Here is a 24541-nt window from a genome sequence, read left to right on the forward strand (position 1 = left end):
GAGCGCGGATATAATTATACTATTAAAGTTTGTCACGCTGGTATAAGAGAGTGTGTCAAGGGGTTATACTAATGTTAAAAGCAACCATCGAAGCAGATATTTTCCGGGAGACCATCGATGCAGTCTCAGCACTGGTAAACGAATGCCGTCTTCACGTTGACGAGAAGGGAATCAGAACGATCACGGTGGATACCTCCAACGTGGCAATGGTTTCTTTAGAGCTCTCTGCATCGGCGTTTATAACATTCGCGGCAGAACCATGTGAAATTGGTCTTGATATAGAAAAAATCAGATCGATGATGTCCATGATAGGAAAGACGGACATCGTCTCTCTTGAACTTGATGACTCAGGCAAAAAACTCAAAATCAGTTTCGGCGGATATGAATATTCAATAACCCTGCTCGATACAAAGACTATCAGAAAAGATCCAAACGCGCCGAATCTGAACCTTCCTGCAACCTTCGAGGTTCCGGGTGTCATGTTTTATGATGCGATCAAGGCATCCGCGATGGTTTCCGATAAGATCTCCCTCTCGGTTTCCGCCGAATCGTGTATATTTACGCTGAATGCAGACGGTGATTCCGACAGGATCAAACGTGAGCTCGTGGGCGATGATATTCATTATATTACCTGTGCCGATGCAAAATCCCTCTTCTCCCTGGACTATCTGAAGGATATGGGTAAATCCATCAGTCATGCCGACAAGGTCCAGATCCGTCTCGGAAATGATCATCCGGTCCAGTTCTCCTTCGTCTATGCCGGCGGCAAAGGAAGTGTCGGCTATCTGCTTGCTCCGAGGATCGAGGCAGAATAACCGTTATGCGCACGTCCGTTGAAAAGCGCGATCTGGCTCACTATCCTTTTTTACCTGAAGCTCAGGGATTGCTTGCATCCCGCGGAATCAAAGTCGCCGGACTTTCCGACTCAAAGCTCGGCTGTTCATACCTGGATCGTGCAGCGGAACGGATAATTATCGCACTCGACGGAAAAATCGTATATCCTGAATCAGAAGATGATGTGGTTTCTGATATCATAACATATGTTCTCGCCCGGGTGCTCGTTTCCTGTGCGAAAGATAAACGAACGATCGAACGGCTCTGTAAGATGGAGGCTGCCCGGGTCTACGCATATTTTCATATCGAGGAAAATGAACTTCTGAAAAAACGGGTGTGTGAAGAGCTGAGTCTCGAGACCGGTGACGGTTTTCTCCCGGTGATCCGGTATGTGGAACTTGCATCCCGTGTGCGTGATGCGAAGTGGCGGCTGATAAACCGCGAGGTGGAAAAGGGTCGGGTGTCTGTTTCTTCCGAGGAGATGGATGTTTTGATCGCCGAAAGAATACGAACGATCCTCTCATCCGGTCTGCCGCTCGACATTCCTGAATCGATCGCGAAGGAGTATCTCCCGTGGAGCGATAAGATCCTCGCGGCCGTCCAGGAAAGGACCCTCGTCGAGTTCGGGGCGATCGATGAGTCGGCATATCCTCCCTGCATCCAGGCTTTGATCTCTGCTGCATCTGCCGGCGTCAACCTTACGCATTCGGGCCGTTTTTCTATGACGGCGTTTCTGCATAATGTGGGGATGAATGGTGAGCAGGTTGCGGGGATCTTTGCGCGAAGTCCGGATTATAATCCGGATATGACGAATTATCAGGTCGATCATATTCTCACAAATGAATACACGACACCTTCCTGCGCGACAATGCTGACGCACGGGATATGTGTGAATAAGGATCGGCTCTGCGAGTCGGTTTCCCACCCGCTGAATTATTACCGCTCCAAAAAGAAGATGATGGAAAAAATGCGGATGAGAGATGAGGCGATGGCGAAAAAAACAGAGGGTGCTGCGGCCGGAAACGCGGCTCCCGATCCTGCTGAACCATGAAGACACTTGGTATTTATAGCTACACAAAGCATATCTTTTCCATATGAAATTCGGGACTCTCGCAGATATTGAGACACGCGGAAAAACTGTTCTTGTCCGCGTGGATTTCAACTCCCCAATAGATCCTTCCTCCAATACCATCCTGGACGACAAACGATTCCGTGAACACATTCCTACGCTGCAGGCACTTGAAGATGCCCGTGTTGTGGTCCTCGCACATCAGAGCAGGCCCGGCAAAAAGGATTTTACCACGCTTGCCGCTCATGCGGATAAACTGGAGCGGCTTCTCGGGATGCCGGTCACCTATGTGGATGATATCTTTGGAACCTGTGCGAAGCGTGCGGTTCGTGATGCTCACCCTGGGGATGTTGTTCTGCTGGAAAATGTCCGATTCTCTGCAGAGGAAAATCTAAATCTGAAACCCGAAGATGGAGCAAAGACCCATCTTGTGAAAAAACTTGCCTCGATGGCGGATCTCTTTGTGTACGATGCGTTTGGAACGGCACATCGGTCCCAGCCGACAACCACCGGCCTTTCATATGCTATGAAGACAGTCGCCGGTCTCCTGATGGAGAAAGAGGTCTCGATGCTTTCAAAAGTGTTCACCTCGGCACCAAAACCGGTGACGTTTGTTCTGGGCGGAACGAAGGTGGATGATTCCATCGCGGTTGCCGGAAATGTTCTCGCGAATAAGACCGCAGACAGAGTTGCTATTATTGGGGTGGTGGCAAATGTGTTTTATCTCGCGAAGGGTATCGATATCGGTGAGCCGTCAAGGAATCTGATCCATACTCTCGGATATGACGGGGAAGTTGCCAAGGCGAAAAGCATTCTGGAATCCTATCCCGACAAGATCCTTCTGCCGGAATATGTGGCGGTGAAAGAGAATGATGAGCGTAAGGAGTATCCTATTCGCATGATCCCAAAGGACTGTCCTATTCTCGATATGGGTAATGATTCGATCGTGCAGTTCTCAAAGGAGTTAAAAAATTCCGGGTCGATCGTGTTCAACGGTCCGGCTGGTGTGTTTGAAGAGGCAAAGTTTGCTTCAGGTACTTTTGAACTTCTGCGTGCTGCGGCAAATGTGAATTTCTCTGTATGCGGCGGCGGACACACGGCAGCGGTTATCGAGCAGCTGGGTCTCGCTTCTCAGTATTCTCATTTATCTACGGGCGGGGGTGCCTGTATCGAGTTTTTGACAGGAAAGAAACTTCCCGCGATCGCGGCACTGGAAGAGTCCTGGAAGAAGTTTGGGAACTGATCCTCTCTCTTTTTTTTGGAATTATGTATGCATGCAGAAATTTCTCTGCAGGATCATCTTCTGATGTGATCATTCCCTGATGGTGATCACGGTCGTCTGTTCGGCTAATTTGGTATTATTTACATCGAATATTTTCAGGGTGACATTGATCGCGGTTTTGTTTGCCGTATTAGGATAGAACGTTGAGAAATTTCCCTCATACGTCTCCCCGCTTGCAAAATATGCGGTACTACCCACACGGAACTCGGTATCACAGGTGATCGCAACTGAACTGGCTCCTTCTTTTGGATCGTTCAGATTAACCTGCAGGGCGGGGCGGTATTGCCCGTCGACGATAATATATCTCCCCTCGATATCCTCTCTCCAGATAGTGGTGGACAGTATCCCAATCAGGGGTATGTGATGCGTTGAATCTCCGGTTCCCTGCAGAGATTCACCTCCTATCTTGTAATTTCTCACATATTCCCCAAGTTGGCCCGGTTGTTCGCTGACGTAGAGCTGGACGGCTTTCTGCACGGTCGTCTTGGATTTTCCGTCGATGTAATATGCAGTATAGGTGATCACGAATGTCTGTGATGTTCCGTTGAATGCCTCGGGCGGGTAGGTATAACTGTAATCATCCGCCGGGTTGGACAATACTTGTATGTCCACGCCCGAATAGCCAAGATCAAGCGTCCAGTACGAGATGTTCAAGATATTTTTGTAGGGAGTCGTGTCCGTCAGATAAAGCTTGTTTGGTTTCCAGTACGCATAATCTGCCATAAGGAACAGCTTTTCAGTAGCAACTTCCCGAATCTTTTGCCCGTCAGCCCAAAGATCCATGATTTTGGTAAAAAGCACCTGTTTTGCTCCATCGGCAAATTCGCCGGTTACCGTGACAAGGTAACTCCCTTTTGGAAAGCTGTCGTCGAATTCGATAGGGATGGTCTCTCCCACATAAAATGCATTCGAAATCTTCGTTGGTGTTCCGATGCTGACTCCATCCGGCGTGTTGACCGAAACGATCAGATCTTTCAACACCGTCCCGTCCCCGACATGCCACACGTGCAGGACAAGGGGATTTGTGGCATTGTCCGTCGCTTCTGCTGTGATATATGCATGTTTAGGCTCGGTCAGGTCGTCGGCAAATCCGAAAAAAATCAGGGCAGTTCCTCCTATCAGAACTACTGTGAGAAAGATGAGCAGTATCACACCGATTATCGGGGATATTCCGGCTTCTGGTTTTGATATCATGCAGAATATTCCTGGAGATAATAATTATCTAATTAGATTCTTCTTTTTCAAACATAAAAAGGGTTTCTGCGTGCAGAACAGCTTTTTCGGGTCTGTTGTGTCTCTGCTTCACTTTTGTCGGACAGACTCCGATCAGATTCTCATCCGGTGCATCAGACCTATATGTTCTCACGACCAACGTCTATGTATTATGGTGCAGTCATACGAAGATATGTTAAAGACCGCGTATTCCGGGATGGGCGAGCCGACGGAGACGGGTGAACGGTTTGTTATGCCGAAGCCTAAGATCTATATTGAGGGTAAAACAACCGTTCTTGAGAATTTTGCTGAGATCTTGAGTTCACTGAATCGTGATAAGGATCACTTCATGAAGTTCATTTTAGGTGAACTTGGTACGGCCGGTAAGATCGATGGAAACCGCGCGGTGTTCAATGGAAAGTTCGAGCAGGCACAGTTTGATGCGATCGTTGATACCTATGTCGGCGATTATGTCATCTGTTCTGAATGCGGCAGACCTGATACGAAACTCGTCAAAGACGACCGTGTTCAGATGCTCCTCTGTGAGGCATGCGGGTCGAAGAGACCTATCCGTAAGCGGAAAGCAAAGACAGAGGTACAGGGTCCCGCCATTGAGGAAGGAAAGGAACTTGAGGTCCATATCGAGTCCATCAGTAAGAAAGGCGATGGTGTTGCAAGGATCGGCAAATATATTCTATATGTGGCCGGAACAAAGGCAGGGCAGAATGTCAAGGTCCGGATCACCCGTATCTCCGGTCAGGTTGCCTTCACTCAGAAAATCCTCTAATCTTTTTTTTTAATTGATCTACCCCACAATTATATAGTGTTGCCGAGCGAATCTATAAGGGAATGAAGCTGAAGATTATCGAGCTTGAGAAGGATAAAATACGGATCACTTTGGAAGGTGAGGGGCACACCATGGTCAACGCATTGGTTGATGAGATCCTTGCAGATCCTGAAGTGGACGTTGCGACCTATGTGATCAAATACCAGTTCTCTGATCCGGAACTACTTGTTACGATGAAGCCCGGATCTGCGAAGGAACCACTCGCCGTCATCCGTGATGCTGCTCAGCATATGATCGATCGTTGCGACGCCCTCCTTGGCTGTCTGAAAAACTAATACTTTTTCTCTCTTCTCCTCAGAGTGATAGGCGAAGTATTATAATGATCTAAACCCTACTTAATAGAGCACTCAGTTTAGTGGAGCAGTATCTAGCATATTGCGAGTGTCGATCTGCATAGTATCTGTAATGGATTTTGTGCAGCCTTCTGAAAAGTCGGAAGGAAAGATGCGGAGTTCTCTGTAGACGTAGCCAAGCCTGGTATGGCGCAGGTTTGCTAAACCTGTGTCCCCCTGGGACTCGAGGGTTCAAATCCCTCCGTCTGCGCTTAACATACGCAACACACACACCTATTGTGTGTTCCAAATTTAGACTAAACTCTCTAAAAGAGAGGCGAAACAATGGTTGAAGAGTCAGAATTAAAATATTTTGTGCGGATCATTAACACTGATCTGGACGGTACCCAGCCTGTTCAGCTTGCGCTGACTGGCATTAAGGGCATCGGCCTCCATGCCGCACTTGTCATTGCCCGCCGAGCCGGCGTTGATATCCATGCTACCATGGGTCTCTTAGGCAATGATGATGTGGCCGCGATTGAAGAGCAGGTGAAAGCATATCCTGCCTCAGTGCCAAAATGGATGGTCAACCGCCCGGTAGATGTGTATTCGGGAGAACCGAAGCACCTCTACGGCAGCGACCTTACCCTTTCGAAGGAAGATGATATCAACCTCATGAAGAAGATGCGGTGCTACCGCGGTATTCGTCATGAGAGTGGTCTCAAAGTCCACGGACAGCGTACGAAAGCCACCGGCAGATTTGGAAAGATCGTTGGTGTCACCAAGAGGCGGAACTAATTCGGTGATTTAAATGGGATACCCAGGAAAGAACACCAAACAATACTCTTCCCCGAAGCGTCGCTTCGAGAAGTCGCGTATTGAATCAGAACGCACCCTTGCGATCACCTACGGTCTGCGTAACAAACGTGAGATCTGGAGAGCCACTGAAGTCCTCAGAAAGCACAGAGGCGGCGCTCGTGAAGTTCTTGCAATGACTTCCTCTATCGGTAGCGAAGCACCAAAGACTATTGCCCGCCGTGACGAACTCGTTGCCACGCTCCAGCGTTATGGAATTATTGGTCCAGACGCAGCAATGGATAACATTCTGTCTTTAAAAGTTGAAGATGTCCTTGAGCGCCGTCTTCAGACGATCGTCTACCGCAAAGGTCTTGCACGCAGCCCGAAACAGGCACGTCAGCTTATCACTCACGGACACATTGCTATCAATGGTCAGCGTGTAAGCGTTCCAAGCTACATGGTTACAATCGCAGAAGAAGCAGGAATTATGTATTACGCAACCTCCAGTCTTGAAGACGAAGCCAACGGCGAACGTCAGCGTATCATGAATCAGAGGGCATAATCATGGCAGAAGCAACTGAAAAATGGGGTATTGCCCACATCTTTGCCTCGTTTAACAACACTATTATCACCGTAACCGATCTTTCTGGTGCAGAAACCATCAGCAAGTCCAGCGGTGGAATGGTTGTTAAGCAGGCCCGCAATGAGTCCTCGCCCTATGCAGCAATGCAGATGGCAATCAACATTGCTCAGGCAGCCAAAGATAAAGGTATCACCGGACTCCACATCCGCGTTCGCGCTCCCGGAAACGGAAGACAGCGGTCGCCAGGACCCGGTGCCCAGGCTGCAATCCGTGCACTTTCACGTGCAGGTATGCGCATCGGCAGAATCGAAGACGTAACTCCGGTACCACACGACAGCATTCGTGCCAAAGGTGGAAGAAGAGGCAGGAGAGTCTGAATGGATCTGGTATTCAGCAGGCTCGATGACTCTGTCGCACGTTTTACTATTCACGGAGCGACCCCTGCATTCGCTAACGCACTTCGTCGCTCGATGATCGGTGAGGTGCCAACCCTCGCCATCGAAGATATCCGCATCTATGACAATACCAGTGTTCTCTTTGATGAGATGCTGGCACACAGACTTGGTCTCATCCCCATTAAGACCGATCTTTCGCAGTATGTTCCAAAAAGTGAATGTTCCTGCGGCGGCGCGGGATGTCCACACTGCACAGTAATGTTTACTCTGAGTGTTGAAGGTCCGAAGATGGTCACCTCCGGCGACTTAATCTCCATGGACGAAAACACCATTCCGGTCCATAACAACATCCCGATCATCAAACTTTGGGAAAATCAGAAAGTCGTACTGGAAGCAGTTGCGGAAGTAAACTACGGAAAAGAGCATGCCAAATGGCAGCCGACTCTTGCCTGCGGTTACTCCGAGTACCCGGTCATCACCATCAAAGATACCTGTGACGGTTGTGGAAAATGTGTTTCTGAATGTCCCCGTGACGTTCTGGAACTCACGAAAGATACCGTCAGCATCCGTGTTGTAAACGGCGAAAGCAAGGAAAAAGACTGTTCGTTATGCCGTCTCTGTGAGACTGCATGTATGGACAGCGGCATTGGTGAAGACCCGGCTATTATAATTAGTGCAGACAGCACGAAGTTCATCTTCGTTGTTGAAAGCGACGGGTCATTGCCGGTGAAAGAGATCATTGAAAGAGCACTGCTGCATATCAAATCACGATCTTCAGATCTGATTGAAGCATTACAGGAGGGACTGTAAATGAATAAAACTAACCCACGTCTCGAATCCTTAATCATGATGCTTAAACGTGCATCCCGGGAGAACGAGGCAAACATCTGGCGTGAGATTGCCGGTCGTCTTAATACGTCCAGCAAGAATCAGGCAGAAGTGAACGTCGGTAAAATCAACCGCTATGCAAACGAGAATGAGATCATCCTGGTCCCGGGCAAAGTGCTCGCAGCAGGCGTGATTGGTACGTCAGTATCAGTTGCAGCTCTCAACTTCTCCGATGCAGCCCGCGAGAAAATAACTGAAGCAAAAGGCACCTGCATGACAATCGAAGAGCTTGTTGCAGCAAATCCGAAAGGAAGCCGTGTAAGGATTCTGAGGTGAGATGAGTATGGTAACAGTTATTGATGGAGAAAATCTCCTTCTTGGAAGACTTTCCAGTATTGTTGCAACCCGCATCCTTGCCGGTGAAGAGATTGCAATCATCAATGCCGAGAAGGTCATCGTATCCGGTGCCCGTGCAATGATCTTAAACGAATACCAGGTAACTCGTGTTCGCGGATCCGTTGAAGGAGGTCCATTCTTCCCAAGACGCCCGGATCACCTTGTAAAACGCACTATCCGTGGAATGATCCCCTACAAGACCCGGCCGGGAGCAGCAGCTTTCCGCCGTGTCAAAACCTACGTCGGTGTTCCGTATGAATTCAAAGGCGTAGAGGCAGAAGTTCTGGAAGACGCACACCGGAAACGGTTAAGCGGCGCCAGATACATATCTGTTGGTGAGATCAGCAAAAACCTTGGAGCAAAATTCTAAACAGGTGATCTAAGATGAAAATTATTAACACCAGTGGAAAAAGAAAGACTGCAATTGCCCGCGCCACCCTTCGTGAGGGAAAAGGCAGAGTTAGAATCAACTCTGTTCCTCTTGAAGTTTACGGCAACGAGATCATCCGTATGAAGATCTTCGAGGCACTTGCTCTTGCACCAGGATCCATCGACAACGTCGATGTTGATATTGATGTCTCCGGCGGAGGCGTCATGGGACAGGCAGAGGCAATCCGCACGGCACTTGGCCGCGGTATCCTTTCCTGGACCAATGACCCGAAGATCAAGGAAGTGTACCTCTCTTACGACAGAACACTCCTGGTCAACGACTCCCGTCAGAAGGAAGCGAAAAAGCCTCATGGACGCGGTGCTCGTGCACGGTTCCAGAAGTCTTATCGTTAAGGCACAGCATACAGAATATATGCGGGGATATCCCCACATATCAACAATTTAATAAGGACGTAAAGATAACTTATGATACCAGTTCGATGTTTCACCTGTGGAAAAGTAATTTCTACTGTATGGGAAGAATATCAACAGAGAAAAGCTGCAGGCGAGGATCCGAAAGAGATTCTTGATTCACTCGGGTTAGACCGTTACTGCTGCAGAAGAATGCTTATCTCTCACAAAGAGACTGTTGATGAGTTGTATCCGTACACGTGAGACATGAATGAATTGCGGGGTCGTAGGGTAGCCTGGACCATCCTATTACGTTCGGGACGTAGTGACCTGAGTTCGAATCTCAGCGACCCCATTTTTCCATTCTTTCTTATTTATGGATGTGATTTTCTATGAAATATACTCGTTATGAACGTGCCCGTATCGTCGGGGCGCGTGCTTTACAGATTTCTATGGGAGCTCCGGTTCTTGTAAAAACTGCAAAGATTGATCCTCTTGACATTGCGTTAGAGGAATTCGACGCTGATCGGGTCCCAATAACGGTGAAACGCCAGTTCGGTGACCGATCAGAGGTGCTGTAAGTATGACCGAAATTGCTGAGATCTTTCTTCGCACTATTCTCGACTCTCGCGGTAATCCAACCGTCGAAGCCGAGATATCCACTATTTCCGGCGGCTTTGGCCGCGCCTGTGCTCCGAGCGGAGCTTCAACAGGTATTTATGAAGCAAAAGTCCGTCCATGTGATGAGGCTGTTTTTGAAGCCAGGGAACACCTGATCCCTAAGCTTATCGAACTTGACTCGGCAGACCAGCGCGGATTTGATGAGACCCTTCACGAGATCGACGGAACGTCTGATCTTTCCGGGATCGGCGCCAACATCGCCGTTGCTCTTTCACTTGCCAATGCAAAAGCCGCTGCAAGTTCCCTCAACATGGAACTTTATCAGTATCTTGGCGGTGCGTTCGTATCTCAGACCCCGCTCCCGTTAGGCAATGTTATCGGCGGAGGCGCTCACGCAGTTGACGCAACCGATATCCAGGAGTTTCTGATCATACCGACCGGCGCATCTTCTGCAGCCGAGGCCGTATTTACGAATGCACTCGTTCACAAACGTATCAAAGAGATCCTTATTGCGCGCGGTAAGGGATGCGGCAAGGGTGATGAAGGGGCATGGGCTCCGCACATCACTGACCTTGAAGCCTTTGAAATCGTGAACGAAGCTACCACCAAAGTCTTTGACGAGACCAACATTGAAGTCCGCATGGGTCTTGATGTTGCCGCCTCAGAGATGTGGGATGCTGCAAGCGGGAGATATGTCTATAAGAATGCAAAGCTAACTACTGAGGAGCAGATTGCATACATTGCAGACCTGACCGAAAAATACGACCTGCTTTATGTCGAAGACCCGATCCAGGAAGAAGATTTCGAAGGGTTTGCACGTATCACCGAGGAAGTTTCCGGCCGTGATACCCTTATCTGCGGCGACGATCTGTTCGTGACGAATGTTCTCCGTCTGGAAGAAGGTATCAGAAATGATGCCTGTAACTGTGTTCTGATCAAACCAAATCAGATCGGTACCCTTTCCGACACATTTGAAACGATCAGTCTCGCCCGTGATTACGGGTATGAAACGGTCATGAGCCACCGATCCGGTGAAACGACCGACAATACCATCGCACATCTCGCAACAGCATTCGGCTGCTGCTTTATGAAGAGCGGTGTTGTCGGCGGAGAGCGCATTGCTAAATTAAATGAACTTATAAGAATTGAGGAGCATTTCTAAAATGACCGACAATGAACTTGGAATTGAATTAAACGAACCATTAGTATCTGTAGAAGAATATCTTGCCGCCGGTGTCCACATTGGAACCCAGCAGAAAGACAACGACATGAAAGACTTCATCTACCGTGTCAGAGCTGACGGTCTCTATATTATCGATATCAGAAAGACCGATGAGCGCATCAAACAGGTAGCAAAGTTCCTTGCACGCTACGAGCCTGCAAAAATCTTCGTCGTTACTTCCCGTCAGTACGGTCAGTACCCGGCACAGAAGTTCGCAGATACGATCGGTGCACTCTCCCACGTTGGCAGATTCATCCCCGGAACCTTAACCAACCCGAAACTCCCGAAATATGTTGAACCCTCAGTCGTCATCGTTACCGATCCGATCGGAGATGCTCAGGTTATCACCGAGGCAGTCCAGTCAGGTATGCCGGTCATTGCACTTTGTGATATCAACAACCGCACCAACAATGTTGATCTCGTTATCCCGACCAACAACAAAGGACGCAAAGCACTCTCTATGGTTTACTTCCTGTTGACCAAAGAGTTCCTCAGACAGAAAGGCATTGTCTCAGCCATGACGGTTGAAGACTTTGAGTCTGAGTTCTAACGCTGACAAAAGCCGAAGGCGACACTCAGCAAACAATAGAAAATCCCCCCCCTTTTTTTAGTGAACACATATTCGGATATGACATGATCTGTCACTGAGTGATAAGAAGACATTTAAAGAAATATCCCCTTACATAATGTAATCTCGATAATAATGTTTGACCAAGATAATATATCTCATTTATTGGACATCCTTGGAAACCGGAACCGCCGGCGGATCCTTGATCTTCTCCGGCAGAAACCCTGTTTCGTCACGGAAATATCCGATCGCCTGGTCATCAACCCGAAAGCCGTCATAGAACACCTTGCCATCATGCAGAAGGAGGCGGTCATCTCCAGTTATCAGGATGACAAACGGCGAAAATACTACTATCTCGTGAATGATTTCACTCTCTCGGTCCAGGTCACGAAATCCGAGCAGCCTCCTCAGACCGTCTCTCCCGAAAAAGGCGAGGTCCTCCCCCTTTCCGATAAGATCTGTATGATCCGCCGACTCCTTGACTCCAGGGAAAAACTCATTGAACACCTTGAAGCTGTCGAGAAGGATATCGATGAGATGATGAGTGATGTGATCGTGAACGGGAGAACAGTATTTCAGAACAACATCGAGGCCGAGCTTCTTCTCGCTTTGGTGTATGCCCCTCTAACGCCGATCGAACTCTCCGATACCAGCGGCCGAAGCATTCCTGAAGTGACTGCTGCCTTGCGCTCTCTTGCATCCAAAGGATATGTTCACTCGGAAGCGGGGAGATATACGCTGTGCGGGATCACGCATCATGCGCTTGAGACCACCGAACTCACCTCCTAATAAGAAATCTCTATAACCCTGCAAACAAAATACTACTGAGATGCGGTAATGGTCTAATGGCATGACAGGGGCTTCCCAAGCCTCTAATCCGGGTTCGATCCCCGGTTATCGCATTCGATTTTTATGATGCCTCATCACGCAATCAGCCTCATCGCCGAAAATCAAAAAGGTATTCTCAGAGATATCGGTTCGGTCTGTGCTGAACACAATGCGAACATCACTTCCATCCAGCAGGAAATACTTACCCGGGGGCCTGACAAAGGATGTGCATGGGCCGATATCGAGATCGAAGGGGGCGATGAAATCAATGCTGTTCTTTCAGAGCTTCGACTCGTTTCCGGGATTCGTGAGGTCGTTCTTCACGACACGTTTGGGGAAATATTTGGAAAGCGTGTCATCATCATCGGCGGAGGCGCCCAGGTCGCCCAGGTCGCAATGGGTGCCGTGAACGAGGCTGATCGGCATAATATTCGCGGAGAACGCATTTCTGTCGACACGATCCCGCTTGTCGGGGAGGAGAATCTGGCACGTGCCGTTGAAGCAGTCGGCCGCCTCCCCCGCGCCTCGATCCTTGTTCTTGCCGGCTCATTGATGGGCGGCGAGATAACCACGGCAATTAAATCCATCCAAGCAGACGGCATCCCGGTGATTTGCCTGAAAATGGCAGGGAGTGCCTCGGATGCTGCTGATCTGGTCGTTACCGATCCGATCCAGGCCGGGGTCATGGCCGTTATGCATATCAGCACTATCGGGGTATTTGATATTGAAAAAGTAAAGGGGAAAGAGTTCTGATGATAACACCAACAGAAGAAACCAGAATAGAAAAAGCCGTCCGTGTTTTATTCCGCGACGGACTTGTCGTATATCCTACAGAAACGGTCTATGGACTCGGTGCAGATGCTTTATCGGAGACTGCGGTCCTCAAAGTATATGAAGCGAAACAACGGCTTCTTGGAAAACCGATCTCGGTCGCCGTTTCCGATATCGATATGATTTATGGCATTGCCGATGTCAGTCCGTTTGCGGAACGGTTCATCAGCAAATTTCTCCCGGGTCCGATCACGATCGTTCTGCCGGTGAAAAACTGTATGCCGGGCGACTTGTCCGGGGGGACAGGCACGATCGGTATCCGGTATCCTGATCACACCCTCGCTCTTGAACTGATATCCATGTTCGACTGTCCGATTACCGCGACCTCGGCAAACATCTCCGGTGAAGTCTCGCCGATCACGGTAGATCAGGTCAACGTTCCCCATGATTATCTGCTTGACGGCGGTCTCCTCCGCGGCATTCCAAGTACGGTCGTTAACCTTGACACAAGGAAAATCGAACGTCCCGGCGCAATGCTGGATGAGATCGCTCATTTCTTTATAGAAAACGCGAAATGAAAAAAACATACTCAGTATCCGGCATGACCTGTTCGGCCTGCTCTCTTCATGTTGAGAAGGCCGCAAAAAGTGTGGAAGGCGTGAGATCCGCCTCAGTGAACCTTCTGGAAAATCGTCTGGTCGTCGAGTCGGACGATATTTCAGATGATCAGATCAGACAGGCCGTACGCGCAGCCGGATATGATCTGGTTATGGGCGATCCCCCCCGGGAAGGATCTCTTCTTCGCCCGATGAAGATCCGGCTCATCATCTCTTTTGCTTTTCTTATTCCGCTTATGTATCTCTCTATGGGGCATATGTGGGGTTTCCCTCTCCTTCAATGGACCCATGATCCGGCAAACGCCGGGATATTTGCCCTTCTCCAGCTTGCACTGACCATTCCGATTGTCATCGCGAACAACAAATACTACACATCCGGCATCCCGGCACTCTTCCGCCGTGCGCCGAACATGGACTCTCTGGTTGCTATCGGCTCGCTTGCGGCGCTTACGTATGGGGTCTATGCTATCTATGCTATTTTCTCAGCTCTTTCGATAGGTGATCTCTCCGCAGCCAGTATGTGGTCTATGGATCTCTACTTTGAATCAGCTGCGATGATTTTGTCACTCGTTACGATCGGTAAGTTTCTTGAGGCGAGATCAAAAGGAAAAACCACTGAGGCGGTCAGAAAACTTATCGACCTTGCTCCAAAAACTGCAACGGTTCTTCGTGACGGGGTTGAGGTCATCATCCCTGCCGAACAGGTGGCAGTCGGCGACGTAATCGTGGTCAGACCGGGAGCAGGCATCCCGGTCGATGGTACGATAACGGAAGGTTCTGCGCCGATCGATATGTCGGCATTGACCGGCGAAAGTATCCCTGTCATAAAAAATCCGGGAGATATGGTCTCCGCAGGAACGATCTCTCTTGGCAGTTTTACGTTCCGGGCGGAAAAGGTCGGCGAGGACACGACACTCGCCGCGATCGTTGAACTCGTCCAGAATGCCAATTCATCAAAAGCCCCCATCGGAAAAATCGCCGACAAAGTGAGCGGGATATTTGTCCCACTGGTCATGACCATCGCCGTTCTTTCGGGAGCGGTCTGGTTGCTTCTCGGCGAGCCGTTTACCTTTGCTCTTTCCATTGCGATATCGGTCCTTGTCATCTCCTGTCCATGCGCTCTCGGCCTTGCCACACCGGTAGCGATCATGGTTGCGACCGGGAAAGCGGCTTCTCTTGGCATTCTGATAAAATCTGCAGAATCTCTCGAGACGGCAGGTCGTGCCGACACGATCCTTCTGGATAAGACGGGAACGGTCACGATAGGAAAACCCGAGGTCACCGAGGTCATCACGCTTTCCGGGACCAGAGATGATCTTCTCTCGGTCGCCGCTTCGGTCGAATCCGCATCAGAACACCCTCTCTCGAAAGCGGTCATCACTTATGCTGAGGAGAATGGAATCACCTTTGTCAAAACTCAGGAGTTCACCGCGGTCCCGGGTCGGGGCGTCTCTGCTTCGATAAATGGGAAGATCTGTTATGCCGGAAATGCCGCTTTCATGGAAGAGAACGGGATCCCGCTCACTCCTGTCAGCGTCACCGGCACCCCGCTCTACTTCGCGAGCGGAAATGAACTGCTCGGCGTCATCTCCGTTGCCGACAAGATCCGTCCAACCTCCAAAGCTGCCGTTGCCGGACTGCAGGCTCTTGGTCTGGATGTCGTCTTACTGACCGGAGATACCCATACGGTAGCTGATTCTATTGCCCGGCAGCTGTCGATCGAGAACGTGATCGCTGAAGTTATGCCGGCGGAAAAAGAAGGTCAGGTCAGAACTCTGCAGGAGGCGGGTCATCATGTCATCATGGTCGGGGACGGAATCAATGACTCACCCTCTCTTGCGAGGGCCGATGTCGGTATCGCGATCGGAGCGGGTTCCGACATCGCTTTAGAATCCGCCGATTTCGTTTTAATGAAAAGTGATCCCTGGGACATCGTCTCGGCGATCCGTCTGAGCCGCGCCACGCTTCGAAACATTAAGGAGAATCTCTTCTGGGCATTCATCTACAACACGATCGGCATCCCTCTCGCAGCCGGTGTTTTCTTTGTGCCGTTCGGCTGGAAACTCTCTCCCGGGTTTGCCGCTCTTGCGATGAGTCTGTCTTCCGTATGTGTGGTATTAAATGCTCTAAGGCTCAGATTTTTTACATCCGAGATCCCACCTACTTCTAAAGAGGAAACCATGAAAAAAGTACTTACTATTGACGGTATGATGTGTAACCACTGCAAAATGAATGTTGAAAAAGCTCTCTCCGGAATCCCGGGAGTTGTTTCCGCGGTGGTGGATCTCAATGCCAAAACCGCTACGGTGGAACTTTCCGGGAATGTTTCCGATGAAGAGTTTACTCGGGTGATTTCCGAGTCAGGTTATACGATTCTGTCTATTAACTGATAAAATCCCCAAAAATATTTACGTTTCTATTATATGTTCCAGAGCAAATAATACTATTAGATTTTTTTACCGCTTGATCGGAGGATAATTTTTTGACATTAGACTACTCTGAAGAAAATAAACGTTCGCTGTATGAAGGACTTCTTTATGGTTTCAACCGGGCGGGTGAGAGTTCACCTGCAGTTGCATATTATGGAAGACACATTTCATTCAAACAGTTCATGGATGAAGTCCATGCGATTTCAGCGGCCCTGGTAAAACACGGTGTAAAAAAAGGAGATCATGTCACCATTTTCCTCCCGAACATTCCTCAGGGAGTTCTCGCTATCTATGCTGTCAACCGGATCGGCGCAATATGCAATATGGTCCATCCCTTATCCCCTCAGGAAGATATCGACTCCGCCCTCAAACTCACAGAGAGCAAAGTAGTTCTCGCCTGTGAGATCAACGAGGGTCTCCTTTCCGGGAAAAATATCGAGGTCATCCGCTGCAGAACCTCAGGATACTTCCCGTCAAATCTGAAAGGATTTGTTCTGGACAAAGGATTCCGGTTTGTCATGCGCAAATATCCGAAAGTGCAGAACGTCGCGAAGATCACTCTTTGGAACGATCTCCTTGCTGAAGGAAAGAAGCTGATCAAATCAGGTTTCACGCTCCCCGCAGATGATGTGAAGCCGGATGATACCGCGGTGATAATGTACACCGGCGGAACGACGGGTGATTCAAAGGGTGTCATGCTCTCGAATTATGCGGTAAATTTCATCTCTATCCAGCTTCTGATCGACATAGGTGACGGCAAAACCGATGTGGGTGACGGATTTCTTGCGATCCTCCCGATATTCCACGCCTTTGGTCTGGCCGTATCCGTTCATGCGCCGCTTATCTCCGGAATGAAAACCGTTCTTGTACCCAGATTCGATCCGAAAGGATGTGCCCAGCAGATATTTTCCGAGGATGTTCTTTTCCTTCCGGGCGTGCCGGCACTTTTCGAACGCATGTATCCCTACTTTGAAGATAAAGATCTCTCGAGGATGAAACTCATGGTCAGCGGAGGTGACCGCGTCTCCGAAGAACTGGCAAATAAGTATAATGTTCTTTTGAAGAAGTCCCATGCTGATATCCTTTTCAGGACCGGTTATGGTCTGACAGAGGCCTGCGGTGCCTGTTCCCTTGTTGGAAACGAGTATGATAAACTTCCGACGGGCTGCGTCGGGACCCCGGTCACCGGAACAAGAGTATGTGTGGTAAAACCCGGTACGACCGAGGTCGTACCTGACGGCGAGGAAGGCGAACTTTGTTTCATTGGTCCCTCGGTTATGAAGGGATATTACAAGAACGAAGAAGCCACAAAGGACATGCTTCGTCTCCACGATGATGGAATCGTCTGGCTCCACACCGGCGATCTCGTTGTGATCAGAAAGGATGGGAACATCTGTTTCCGTTCCCGGTTTAAGAGGCTCGTGAAGGTGAATGGGTATAATGTCTATCCGACACTCATCGAGGAAGCGATGCAGGGCCACCCTGATATCAAACAGGTCTGCGCCGTTGCAACTCCCTGGAAGCTGGACCGGAAGATCAAACTGTATGTTGTTCCGGAAAAGCCGCTCGGCTCCTTTGATGCGGCAGAAGAGGAGAAGATCTTGATCGATTATGCCAAAGAGCAGATGAACCGCTGGAGTGTCCCGGTCAAAGTGGAATTCGTTTCTGAACTTCCCATGACGAAGTTTAACAAGGTGGATTACCGTCTTTTGGAAAAACAGGAACTTTCACGGGCAAACGAAAAAAAGCAGGCTGAGTAATATCATGTCACGTCCTGTATATAGAAACGATGCAAAAACGGAACTGGAGTATTCGGATGAGACAAAACAGTCCCTGTATTCCATGTTCAACTATGGTGTGGAACATGCCGGCCGTGAGGCTGTGGCCATTCAATATTTCGATAACAGGGTCTCATACGGGGAACTGTATGACCTTGTCCAAACCTGTGCCGCAGGCTTTCTTGAGCACGGCGTAAAAAAAGGAGACTTTGTCACCCTTTTTCTCCCGAATATCCCGCAGTGCGTAATTGCAGTTTACGCTCTTAACAGAATTGGTGCAATATGCAATATGGTCCACCCTCTCTCACCCTTATCTGAGCTGGAGAACGCGATCAACCTCACGGACAGTAAACTCATCCTCACCTTTGAGCTGAACGAAGGTCTTGCAGCCGGCATGGATGTCGATATCATCCGGTGCAGGACACCCGGCTACTTCCCCGCGGGTCTCAAAGGATTTGTGATGAAGACCGTGTACACCCACTCTGTCCGGAAATCAGCGAAGGCATCGGCACGGGTCACCGAGTGGACGGATCTTCTCGCAGAAGGTGAAAAGAGGCTTCTCTCAAAGCCGCTCCCTCCCTCTGATGTGAAAGCAGACGACACGGCAGTCATCATGTACACCGGGGGAACGACCGGACCCGCGAAAGGCGTCATGATCTCGAACTGGTCGGTGAATTATGTCACGACGCGTCTTCTTCTGGAGAACGTCACGCACACCGCCCATATAGGGGACGGATTTCTCGCGATCCTTCCGCTGTTCCATGCATTTGGTCTTGCTGTCTGTATCCAGGCCCCGCTTTCGTCAGGGATGCGGGTCATGCTTTCTCCCCGTTTCAATGATAAAGAGTGCAGTAAACTTCTCCTGAAGGAGAAGGTCGCCTATGTGATCGGCGTGCCCGCCATGTATGAGCGGATGTATCCCCATCTGAAAGGACACGACCTTTCCTTCATGAAACATGTGGTCTGCGGAGGCGACTGGGTGAGTCATGATCTCGCATACCGGTATAATGATATTTTAGGTAAGGACAAGGGCGGTGCGGAGTTCCGTCCAGGCTACGGTCTTACCGAAGCCTGCGGAACGTGTTCTCTTACCCGAAATCAGTATCATGCTTTTCCCGAAGGGTGTGTGGGGATCCCAGTCGAAGGAACGGACATATGCCTTGTGAAACCTGGGACCTGTGAGCCTGTTCCTGAGGGTGAAGAAGGAGAGCTGTGCATCCTGAGTCCTTCGCTGATGAAAGGGTATTATAAAAATTCGGAGGCGACGAGTGACGTTCTCAAACTCCATCCGGACGGAAACATTTGGCTCCATACCGGCGATATATTCGCCATCGGCGAAGAGGGCAATCTCTGTTTCAGATCACGTATCAAGCGTCTGGTTAAAGTGAACGGATATAATGTCTATCCTCCTCTGATCGAGGCGGCGTTCGAGGGCTGTCCGATCGTGGCAAAAGCTTGTGCAGTCGGATTTAAGTGGCGGGATGACCGGCGGATCAAACTCTTTGTGACGCTTAAGCGGAAGATGGATCATGCTGAAGCAGAAAAGCAGATCCTTGCCTATGCAAACGAGCACCTGAATCACTGGAGTGTTCCAAAGGCGGTCGTCATTCTTGACGAGATGCCGATGACAAAAATGAATAAACTCGACTATATGGCTCTGCAGGACAGAGAATAATTTCCCCCTTTTTTTTACGTAACTGGTCTGTCAGCGTTTCACAGGGAAATCCATTACCCTCTCTATGGAGGTACTCCTGCCGATAAAAAATCACTCTCGTTTGTGAGCGTATTTTTATATGACCGCCAGCTATAATATGCTACCATCCATATAATAATGGTTCATGTCAACCCGCATATATAGAAATGATTCCATCACCAAACTCGAGTATACGGATGAGACGAAGAGATCTCTCTATACCATGCTCACCTACGGTGGAACCCATGCAGGACCCGAAGCGACCGCTATTCAATATTATAATAATCATATAAGCTATCCAAGTCTGATGGACCAGGTACATGCCTGTGCTGCAGGATTTATCCTTCACGGAGTGAAGAAAGGCGATTTTGTCACGATCTTTCTCCCCAATATCCCCCAGAGTGTGATCGCAGCTTATGCAATAAACAGAATAGGTGCGATCTGCAACCTTGTTCATCCGTTGTCAACCGGGGATGAACTGCGTTATGCGGTGGAGCTTACCGAATCAAAGGTCGTTTTGACCTTCGAACTCAACGAAGAGCACTGTTCCGATCTCAATGTAGAGGTCATCCGCTGTAAAACTCCGGCATACTTCCCTTCAGGCATAAAAGGGCGGATCATGAAAACGGTTTACAACCACACGGTTCGTCATGCCAAAAAAACCACTGGAAAAGCAAGTGAATGGGATGCGCTTCTTGCTGAAGGCCGCGAGTCCCTGAAAACCACGCCTCTCCCGCCGCACGATGTACGGGCCGAGGACACTGCCGTTATCATGTACACCGGAGGAACGACCGGTCCCTCGAAAGGTGTGATGCTTTCCAATTCCGCCGAAAATTATCTGGCAACCGAGCTCATCTCTGACTATGTTCAAGGCAATCCTCACATCGGCGACGGGTTCCTTGCCGTCCTTCCGATCTTCCATGCGTTTGGTTTGACCGTCTGTATCCATACGCCGCTTGCATCAGGAATGCGGGTCCTTCTTTGTCCAAAATTCGATGCAAAAGAGTGCGCGGGTCTCATCGTCAAAGAAAAGATGGCATTTCTCTGCGGTGTTCCTGCGATGTATGAACGGATGTATCCGTATCTCAAAGGTAAGGATCTCTCCTGCGTCAAGCATCTGGTCTGCGGGGGAGACCGGGTCACCCTCGATCTCGCCTACCGGTATAACGATATTCTTGGCAGAGAACACGGCGGTGCAGAGTTCCGTCCCGGCTATGGTCTGACCGAAGCCGGAGGGGCCTGCGTCATTACTGATGTTCATTATGCCTCATTATATGAGGGCGGCGTCGGTGTTCCGTTCAAAGGAACCGAGATCTGCGTTGTCGTGCCCGGCACTACTGATGTCCTGCCAAACACCGAAGAAGGAGAGCTGTGTATGATCGGACCGGCCGTCATGACCGGATACTACAAAAATCCGGAAGAGACAGCTGCCGTTCTCCGTAAGCATGCAGACGGCCGTGTCTGGCTCCACACCGGGGACATCGTCTCTATCGGTGAAGGGGACAACATCAATTTCCGGTGCAGGTATAAGCGGCTGGTCAAAGTTAACGGCTACAATGTCTATCCGCTCATGATCGAGGCTGTCATGGAAAAATGCCCCGTCATCTCCCAGTCGTGCGCCATGGGGATCCCATGGAAGGCCGACACACGAATCAAACTCTATGTCACTCTTTCGAAAAAGATGGATCCTGAGGCTGCAATAAAAGACATCATCGCCTTTGCGAAAGCGAATCTGAATCACTGGAGTGTTCCTGTCTCGATTTCGATCCTGGATAAAATGCCTCTTACCAAAATGAATAAAACAGATTATAAAGCACTCGAAAAACACGAGTAACTTTTTTTTTCAAAATTTTATAAAAAAAATTATTTTATAATTGAAGCTTTAATAGCAGTCAGTCCTGCCGCAGTCAGGTATGCAACAAAAATCAGGAACGCCGCTACATAGCCGTATGCCGCCGGAAGGACATGCGGAAGAGCGAGAAGCAGTATGGCAAATAAAATAATTGCCGAGATGCCGATAATCACATCGAGTATCCAATCTTTCATATAAGTACATTGTGCGTCGTGACTCTTATCCCTTTTCATATCTAATATATAGGCATGGAAAAAACCGAGGCACTCATACTCCTCAAACAACACATCACCTCCCCCTCACTTTTGGGTCACTGTCTCTCGACTGCGGCCGTAATGAAAGGTTTGGCAACTGAGTTGGGAGAAGACGCTGTCCTTTGGGAAACAATAGGCATCCTTCACGATATCGACTTTGAAGAAATACACGAAGATATGGAAAAGCACGGGATCATCGGATATGAGATCCTCTGGCTCGCAGGCGTCGGGGACGAGATTGCTCTCCCGATAAAGCGTCATAATCACATGATATTCGGTTCAGACTACACAACGCCTGTCGAGATATGTCTTCAGGTCGCTGACAGCGTGTCCGGTCTGATCGTCGCCTGCGCACATGTCAAAGGGGGAAATATCACTGACGTGTCGGTGAAGACGGTCACGAAGAAATACAAGACCCCTTCGTTCGCTGCAGGATGCGACAGAAAGAGGATCGCGCTTGGCGATGCCCTCATACCGAGGGAACGGATGTATGAGATCGCCATCAATGAGATCACCGCAATAAAAGACGAACTGGGGCTGAACTAATGTCTGCTCAAGCTCAGTCATCTGTTCTTCGCGAGCTCCAGAAAGCCCACGGAAAAATCCTCGATGTCTCGCGCTATATCATTCCGAGAGATGACCTTGCGATCGCCTATGCGACGGTCAATTCTACCGACCAGAAAGGTGTGGCGATCGCCCGGGGAACGAGTGTCGGTTTCGGTGTTGATGAGCCGATCGTTCGGACCCTTCTTACGGTCCGGCGCTTTGACCCAAGCATTCGTTCCGCTGCATGCATCCGGTATGAAGATGATATCCTTCAAACCACGATCGAAACACTGCGGGACGTTGAAGTGTATGACCCGGAAAAGTATCCGGTAGGCATTTCGACTATGGACTGGGGTATTGCTTCTATCTGCAGAAAAGGTGTCCCGCTTGCTATCGCCTGTGCTGAATCCTCCCGCGGACCCGGCAGGATATACCTTCTTGGGACCACTCCGGATGAAGTCGCAAACAGAATACTTATCATATCTCAACGTCTTACATATATAGACATCTGAGGAATACTCATGGGAATCAAGCCAAGTTATATCAAATCAATGGGCATCGCCCTTCTCGAACAGCACGGAAAAAGCTTCAATGGCAACTTTGATGACAACAAGAGAGTTGTTTCTGAAATTACCACTATTGAGAGCAAAATGATCCGTAACCGGGTCGCAGGTTACGTTACCCGCAAGGTTAACACCACTCCCGTACGCCGGTAACTTTTCCGGCTCAATATCTTTTTCCAACGTCTTTTCGTTATTTTATGTACTTATTGGTCTAGAGATCCGCAGGATCCCTGCACTGAAAAACAGATACGCTTTCGTCTAAAAAAAAGTTGAGAGAAATGGATCGTTCAGGGTCCGGGCAACTATAGTATATTCCTGAATTTTCAGAGCTGGAAAACATCTCCGTGCCCCGGGCAGATCGTCCACCGTCTTCCCTGCATCATTTCATATGCCGCATAACGCTCTGCTGCCGCTTTTTTCGAATCTTCGTTCACACTGCCGCCGGCAAGAATAGCAGGGTATCGATTGCTTCTCAGCTGTTCGGGCGTGAAGCCATCCGGATTTATCAGAATATCGCCGGTGAAGATGAGACCAAGATCATTTTCGAGAAAGATCATCGAACCTTCCACGTGACCGCCATAACCTTCGTAGATCGAAAAGGTGAGGCCTGCTGCTTTCAGGTCGCCGATATGTGAGAGAGGGAGCGAGTGATCGGGTTTGACCGAGTCCAGGAGGCTGATGTTTGCTAAAGATGGTGTTGTATATTTGGTCAGCATCACCACCATCTCGTAAAACGGAGCACGAGTCGGATTCTTGACCCGGTAGTTTGGAACGCCGGTCTTTTCCCGCGTGAAGTTCTCCAGACTGGTTGCATTCAGATACACGCAGTCAAAAAGATCCATCGCTCCCATATGGTCCATATCGATGTGGGTGATAAGAAGTTCGGTTTTCTTCTCGGGAAATTTGGGGTAGAGCGAGAGGACCGTCTGCTTCAGCTCTTCAGCATAACAGGGAAAACCGCTGTCGATCACCAGAAATCCTGCAGGTGTTTCCAGGATGTAGGTGTTGCTTCCGCAGGGCGGTTCGATCCTTGTGACCTGAACATCCCCGATCGCCTGTTTTGAGATTTTGGGAGTGTAGCCTGTTCCTTTGCTTTTTGCTATGAGATCTGCATACCCGCTGATAGCAGAGATTATTTTTTCCGGCTCCTCTTTACTGTGAGACTGGAGAATACCATCGGCACAATTGAGAAAATGGTCTCTCTCTTCGTCTGTAAAGGAAAACATTTTGGCTATTTTATCAGCTTTGTCGGGGGGGAACAGATTATTCATTGTTTACAGTAAAGGGACGGGAGATAATATGAATATTATTATCGGAAAAAAAGGGTTGTTCGAAGGTCAAATACAGGTGTATCCGCCATCAACAAGAGTGATCGTCCCGGCGGTATAACCTGCCTCATCGCCTTTGGGAACTCGCGTCCGACCATAAAGCATAAAGACGGCTGGAAAATACCATCTTTCCTCGCAAAAATGATCATCCTATCTCGGATGAACAGAAGTATAT

General features: G+C 49.3%; 29 protein-coding genes and 3 tRNA genes. 29 read left to right on the top strand and 3 right to left on the bottom strand.

Annotated elements, in window-relative coordinates:
* Window positions 1-71 precede the first annotated feature (71 nt).
* From Q7J08_RS00795 to Q7J08_RS00805, 3 genes are read left to right on the top strand one after another with little or no spacing between them, the layout of a single operon-like run.
* Window positions 72-815 (top strand): DNA polymerase sliding clamp, encoded by a 744-nt coding sequence (locus tag Q7J08_RS00795; RefSeq protein ID WP_304909794.1) that lies wholly within the window; start codon window positions 72-74, stop codon window positions 813-815.
* Between the two features lie 5 nt (window positions 816-820).
* The gene (gene priL, locus Q7J08_RS00800) at window positions 821-1885 is read left to right on the top strand and encodes a DNA primase regulatory subunit PriL (protein ID WP_304909795.1); all 1065 of its coding nucleotides are present in this window, start codon (window positions 821-823) and stop codon (window positions 1883-1885) included.
* A 43-nt stretch (window positions 1886-1928) separates the two neighbouring features.
* Window positions 1929-3146, top strand: coding sequence for a phosphoglycerate kinase (locus Q7J08_RS00805; RefSeq protein WP_304909796.1), 1218 nt, complete (start codon window positions 1929-1931; stop codon window positions 3144-3146).
* 69 nt (window positions 3147-3215) lie between these two features.
* Here the strand turns inward: Q7J08_RS00805 and Q7J08_RS00810 are convergent, their stop codons facing one another.
* On the bottom strand, window positions 3216-4379 hold the full coding sequence (locus Q7J08_RS00810) for a type IV pilin N-terminal domain-containing protein (protein WP_304909797.1): 1164 nt from the start codon (window positions 4377-4379) through the stop codon (window positions 3216-3218).
* A gap of 190 nt (window positions 4380-4569) precedes the next feature.
* On the opposite strand from Q7J08_RS00810, the gene Q7J08_RS00815 reads away from it, so the two are divergent.
* From Q7J08_RS00815 to Q7J08_RS00925, 23 genes are all read left to right on the top strand, one after another.
* Window positions 4570-5184 (top strand): translation initiation factor IF-2 subunit beta, encoded by a 615-nt coding sequence (locus Q7J08_RS00815; RefSeq protein WP_304909798.1) that lies wholly within the window; start codon window positions 4570-4572, stop codon window positions 5182-5184.
* A 62-nt stretch (window positions 5185-5246) separates the two neighbouring features.
* On the top strand, window positions 5247-5519 hold the full coding sequence (locus tag Q7J08_RS00820; RefSeq protein ID WP_304909799.1) for a DNA-directed RNA polymerase subunit L: 273 nt from the start codon (window positions 5247-5249) through the stop codon (window positions 5517-5519).
* Between the two features lie 183 nt (window positions 5520-5702).
* Window positions 5703-5787 (top strand) — tRNA-Ser (locus Q7J08_RS00825).
* Between the two features lie 74 nt (window positions 5788-5861).
* Window positions 5862-6314: a 30S ribosomal protein S13 gene (locus Q7J08_RS00830; protein ID WP_304909800.1), complete on the top strand. Its 453-nt coding sequence runs from the start codon at window positions 5862-5864 to the stop codon at window positions 6312-6314.
* A gap of 13 nt (window positions 6315-6327) precedes the next feature.
* On the top strand, window positions 6328-6876 hold the full coding sequence (locus tag Q7J08_RS00835) for a 30S ribosomal protein S4 (protein ID WP_304909801.1): 549 nt from the start codon (window positions 6328-6330) through the stop codon (window positions 6874-6876).
* 2 nt (window positions 6877-6878) lie between these two features.
* Window positions 6879-7274 carry a 30S ribosomal protein S11 gene (locus Q7J08_RS00840; protein WP_304909802.1) on the top strand — a complete coding sequence of 132 codons (396 nt, stop codon included), beginning with the start codon at window positions 6879-6881 and terminating at the stop codon, window positions 7272-7274.
* Entirely contained in the window at window positions 7275-8102 is an 828-nt protein-coding gene (locus Q7J08_RS00845) for a DNA-directed RNA polymerase subunit D (protein WP_304909803.1), read from the top strand.
* The gene (locus Q7J08_RS00850; RefSeq protein ID WP_011833615.1) at window positions 8103-8456 is read left to right on the top strand and encodes a 50S ribosomal protein L18e; all 354 of its coding nucleotides are present in this window, start codon (window positions 8103-8105) and stop codon (window positions 8454-8456) included. It begins immediately after the preceding gene.
* Between the two features lie 7 nt (window positions 8457-8463).
* A complete protein-coding gene (locus Q7J08_RS00855) occupies window positions 8464-8886 on the top strand; it encodes a 50S ribosomal protein L13 (RefSeq protein WP_304909804.1) in 423 nt (140 codons plus the stop codon).
* 14 nt (window positions 8887-8900) lie between these two features.
* Window positions 8901-9299: a 30S ribosomal protein S9 gene (locus Q7J08_RS00860; protein WP_304909805.1), complete on the top strand. Its 399-nt coding sequence runs from the start codon at window positions 8901-8903 to the stop codon at window positions 9297-9299.
* A gap of 72 nt (window positions 9300-9371) precedes the next feature.
* Complete coding sequence (locus Q7J08_RS00865; RefSeq protein WP_081406697.1) at window positions 9372-9560, top strand: DNA-directed RNA polymerase subunit N; 189 nt, start codon at window positions 9372-9374, stop codon at window positions 9558-9560.
* 16 nt (window positions 9561-9576) lie between these two features.
* Window positions 9577-9651 (top strand) — tRNA-Pro (locus Q7J08_RS00870).
* A gap of 37 nt (window positions 9652-9688) precedes the next feature.
* The gene (locus Q7J08_RS00875) at window positions 9689-9877 is read left to right on the top strand and encodes a DNA-directed RNA polymerase subunit K (protein ID WP_304909806.1); all 189 of its coding nucleotides are present in this window, start codon (window positions 9689-9691) and stop codon (window positions 9875-9877) included.
* A gap of 2 nt (window positions 9878-9879) precedes the next feature.
* A complete protein-coding gene (gene eno / locus Q7J08_RS00880) occupies window positions 9880-11079 on the top strand; it encodes a phosphopyruvate hydratase (protein ID WP_304909807.1) in 1200 nt (399 codons plus the stop codon).
* Window position 11080: 1 nt separating this feature from the next.
* Window positions 11081-11689, top strand: coding sequence for a 30S ribosomal protein S2 (rpsB, locus tag Q7J08_RS00885; protein ID WP_042699835.1), 609 nt, complete (start codon window positions 11081-11083; stop codon window positions 11687-11689).
* 183 nt (window positions 11690-11872) lie between these two features.
* Window positions 11873-12496, top strand: a complete 624-nt coding sequence (locus Q7J08_RS00890) for an ArsR family transcriptional regulator (protein WP_304909808.1) — start codon at window positions 11873-11875, stop codon at window positions 12494-12496.
* Window positions 12497-12538: 42 nt separating this feature from the next.
* Window positions 12539-12609: transfer RNA gene (locus tag Q7J08_RS00895), tRNA-Gly, on the top strand.
* Window positions 12610-12619: 10 nt separating this feature from the next.
* Entirely contained in the window at window positions 12620-13288 is a 669-nt protein-coding gene (locus Q7J08_RS00900; protein WP_304909809.1) for a DUF5612 domain-containing protein, read from the top strand.
* The gene (locus Q7J08_RS00905; RefSeq protein WP_304909810.1) at window positions 13288-13884 is read left to right on the top strand and encodes an L-threonylcarbamoyladenylate synthase; all 597 of its coding nucleotides are present in this window, start codon (window positions 13288-13290) and stop codon (window positions 13882-13884) included. Before Q7J08_RS00900 ends, Q7J08_RS00905 begins: the two co-directional genes overlap by 1 nt.
* A complete protein-coding gene (locus tag Q7J08_RS00910; RefSeq protein WP_304909811.1) occupies window positions 13881-16313 on the top strand; it encodes a heavy metal translocating P-type ATPase in 2433 nt (810 codons plus the stop codon). Before Q7J08_RS00905 ends, Q7J08_RS00910 begins: the two co-directional genes overlap by 4 nt.
* A gap of 92 nt (window positions 16314-16405) precedes the next feature.
* Window positions 16406-18112, top strand: coding sequence for a class I adenylate-forming enzyme family protein (locus Q7J08_RS00915; RefSeq protein ID WP_304909812.1), 1707 nt, complete (start codon window positions 16406-16408; stop codon window positions 18110-18112).
* Between the two features lie 4 nt (window positions 18113-18116).
* Window positions 18117-19805, top strand: a complete 1689-nt coding sequence (locus tag Q7J08_RS00920) for a class I adenylate-forming enzyme family protein (protein WP_304909813.1) — start codon at window positions 18117-18119, stop codon at window positions 19803-19805.
* Between the two features lie 163 nt (window positions 19806-19968).
* Window positions 19969-21657, top strand: coding sequence for a class I adenylate-forming enzyme family protein (locus Q7J08_RS00925; protein WP_304909814.1), 1689 nt, complete (start codon window positions 19969-19971; stop codon window positions 21655-21657).
* 29 nt (window positions 21658-21686) lie between these two features.
* Here the strand turns inward: Q7J08_RS00925 and Q7J08_RS00930 are convergent, their stop codons facing one another.
* Window positions 21687-21869 carry a hypothetical protein gene (locus tag Q7J08_RS00930; protein ID WP_304909815.1) on the bottom strand — a complete coding sequence of 61 codons (183 nt, stop codon included), beginning with the start codon at window positions 21867-21869 and terminating at the stop codon, window positions 21687-21689.
* A gap of 54 nt (window positions 21870-21923) precedes the next feature.
* Between Q7J08_RS00930 and Q7J08_RS00935 the strand changes: the two genes are divergently transcribed.
* From Q7J08_RS00935 to Q7J08_RS00945, 3 genes are read left to right on the top strand one after another with little or no spacing between them, the layout of a single operon-like run.
* Window positions 21924-22475 (top strand): HDIG domain-containing metalloprotein, encoded by a 552-nt coding sequence (locus tag Q7J08_RS00935; protein ID WP_304909816.1) that lies wholly within the window; start codon window positions 21924-21926, stop codon window positions 22473-22475.
* The gene (locus Q7J08_RS00940) at window positions 22475-22987 is read left to right on the top strand and encodes a thiamine-phosphate synthase family protein (RefSeq protein WP_304909817.1); all 513 of its coding nucleotides are present in this window, start codon (window positions 22475-22477) and stop codon (window positions 22985-22987) included. The genes Q7J08_RS00935 and Q7J08_RS00940 overlap by 1 nt, the downstream gene beginning before the upstream one ends.
* Before the next feature lie 9 nt (window positions 22988-22996).
* Window positions 22997-23191: a 30S ribosomal protein S17e gene (locus tag Q7J08_RS00945; protein ID WP_304909818.1), complete on the top strand. Its 195-nt coding sequence runs from the start codon at window positions 22997-22999 to the stop codon at window positions 23189-23191.
* 170 nt (window positions 23192-23361) lie between these two features.
* On the opposite strand, the gene Q7J08_RS00950 is transcribed toward Q7J08_RS00945, so the two are convergent.
* The gene (locus Q7J08_RS00950; RefSeq protein ID WP_304909819.1) at window positions 23362-24264 is read right to left on the bottom strand and encodes an MBL fold metallo-hydrolase; all 903 of its coding nucleotides are present in this window, start codon (window positions 24262-24264) and stop codon (window positions 23362-23364) included.
* Window positions 24265-24541: the final 277 nt, after the last annotated feature.

It is taken from the genome of Methanocorpusculum sp., from assembly GCF_030655665.1.
GTDB lineage: Archaea > Halobacteriota > Methanomicrobia > Methanomicrobiales > Methanocorpusculaceae > Methanocorpusculum.

What these genes read in the sequence shown, in the direction of transcription:
- Q7J08_RS00795 (WP_304909794.1), top strand. Translation starts at nt 72, where the DNA reads ATGTTAAAAGCAACCATCGAAGCAGATATTTTCCGGGAGACCATCGAT.
- priL (WP_304909795.1), top strand. Translation starts at nt 821, where the DNA reads ATGCGCACGTCCGTTGAAAAGCGCGATCTGGCTCACTATCCTTTTTTA.
- Q7J08_RS00805 (WP_304909796.1), top strand. Translation starts at nt 1,929, where the DNA reads ATGAAATTCGGGACTCTCGCAGATATTGAGACACGCGGAAAAACTGTT.
- Q7J08_RS00810 (WP_304909797.1), bottom strand. Translation starts at nt 4,379, where the DNA reads ATGATATCAAAACCAGAAGCCGGAATATCCCCGATAATCGGTGTGATA.
- Q7J08_RS00815 (WP_304909798.1), top strand. Translation starts at nt 4,570, where the DNA reads ATGGTGCAGTCATACGAAGATATGTTAAAGACCGCGTATTCCGGGATG.
- Q7J08_RS00820 (WP_304909799.1), top strand. Translation starts at nt 5,247, where the DNA reads ATGAAGCTGAAGATTATCGAGCTTGAGAAGGATAAAATACGGATCACT.
- Q7J08_RS00830 (WP_304909800.1), top strand. Translation starts at nt 5,862, where the DNA reads ATGGTTGAAGAGTCAGAATTAAAATATTTTGTGCGGATCATTAACACT.
- Q7J08_RS00835 (WP_304909801.1), top strand. Translation starts at nt 6,328, where the DNA reads ATGGGATACCCAGGAAAGAACACCAAACAATACTCTTCCCCGAAGCGT.
- Q7J08_RS00840 (WP_304909802.1), top strand. Translation starts at nt 6,879, where the DNA reads ATGGCAGAAGCAACTGAAAAATGGGGTATTGCCCACATCTTTGCCTCG.
- Q7J08_RS00845 (WP_304909803.1), top strand. Translation starts at nt 7,275, where the DNA reads ATGGATCTGGTATTCAGCAGGCTCGATGACTCTGTCGCACGTTTTACT.
- Q7J08_RS00850 (WP_011833615.1), top strand. Translation starts at nt 8,103, where the DNA reads ATGAATAAAACTAACCCACGTCTCGAATCCTTAATCATGATGCTTAAA.
- Q7J08_RS00855 (WP_304909804.1), top strand. Translation starts at nt 8,464, where the DNA reads ATGGTAACAGTTATTGATGGAGAAAATCTCCTTCTTGGAAGACTTTCC.
- Q7J08_RS00860 (WP_304909805.1), top strand. Translation starts at nt 8,901, where the DNA reads ATGAAAATTATTAACACCAGTGGAAAAAGAAAGACTGCAATTGCCCGC.
- Q7J08_RS00865 (WP_081406697.1), top strand. Translation starts at nt 9,372, where the DNA reads ATGATACCAGTTCGATGTTTCACCTGTGGAAAAGTAATTTCTACTGTA.
- Q7J08_RS00875 (WP_304909806.1), top strand. Translation starts at nt 9,689, where the DNA reads ATGAAATATACTCGTTATGAACGTGCCCGTATCGTCGGGGCGCGTGCT.
- eno (WP_304909807.1), top strand. Translation starts at nt 9,880, where the DNA reads ATGACCGAAATTGCTGAGATCTTTCTTCGCACTATTCTCGACTCTCGC.
- rpsB (WP_042699835.1), top strand. Translation starts at nt 11,081, where the DNA reads ATGACCGACAATGAACTTGGAATTGAATTAAACGAACCATTAGTATCT.
- Q7J08_RS00900 (WP_304909809.1), top strand. Translation starts at nt 12,620, where the DNA reads ATGATGCCTCATCACGCAATCAGCCTCATCGCCGAAAATCAAAAAGGT.
- Q7J08_RS00905 (WP_304909810.1), top strand. Translation starts at nt 13,288, where the DNA reads ATGATAACACCAACAGAAGAAACCAGAATAGAAAAAGCCGTCCGTGTT.
- Q7J08_RS00910 (WP_304909811.1), top strand. Translation starts at nt 13,881, where the DNA reads ATGAAAAAAACATACTCAGTATCCGGCATGACCTGTTCGGCCTGCTCT.
- Q7J08_RS00920 (WP_304909813.1), top strand. Translation starts at nt 18,117, where the DNA reads ATGTCACGTCCTGTATATAGAAACGATGCAAAAACGGAACTGGAGTAT.
- Q7J08_RS00925 (WP_304909814.1), top strand. Translation starts at nt 19,969, where the DNA reads ATGTCAACCCGCATATATAGAAATGATTCCATCACCAAACTCGAGTAT.
- Q7J08_RS00930 (WP_304909815.1), bottom strand. Translation starts at nt 21,869, where the DNA reads ATGAAAGATTGGATACTCGATGTGATTATCGGCATCTCGGCAATTATT.
- Q7J08_RS00935 (WP_304909816.1), top strand. Translation starts at nt 21,924, where the DNA reads ATGGAAAAAACCGAGGCACTCATACTCCTCAAACAACACATCACCTCC.
- Q7J08_RS00940 (WP_304909817.1), top strand. Translation starts at nt 22,475, where the DNA reads ATGTCTGCTCAAGCTCAGTCATCTGTTCTTCGCGAGCTCCAGAAAGCC.
- Q7J08_RS00945 (WP_304909818.1), top strand. Translation starts at nt 22,997, where the DNA reads ATGGGAATCAAGCCAAGTTATATCAAATCAATGGGCATCGCCCTTCTC.
- Q7J08_RS00950 (WP_304909819.1), bottom strand. Translation starts at nt 24,264, where the DNA reads ATGTTTTCCTTTACAGACGAAGAGAGAGACCATTTTCTCAATTGTGCC.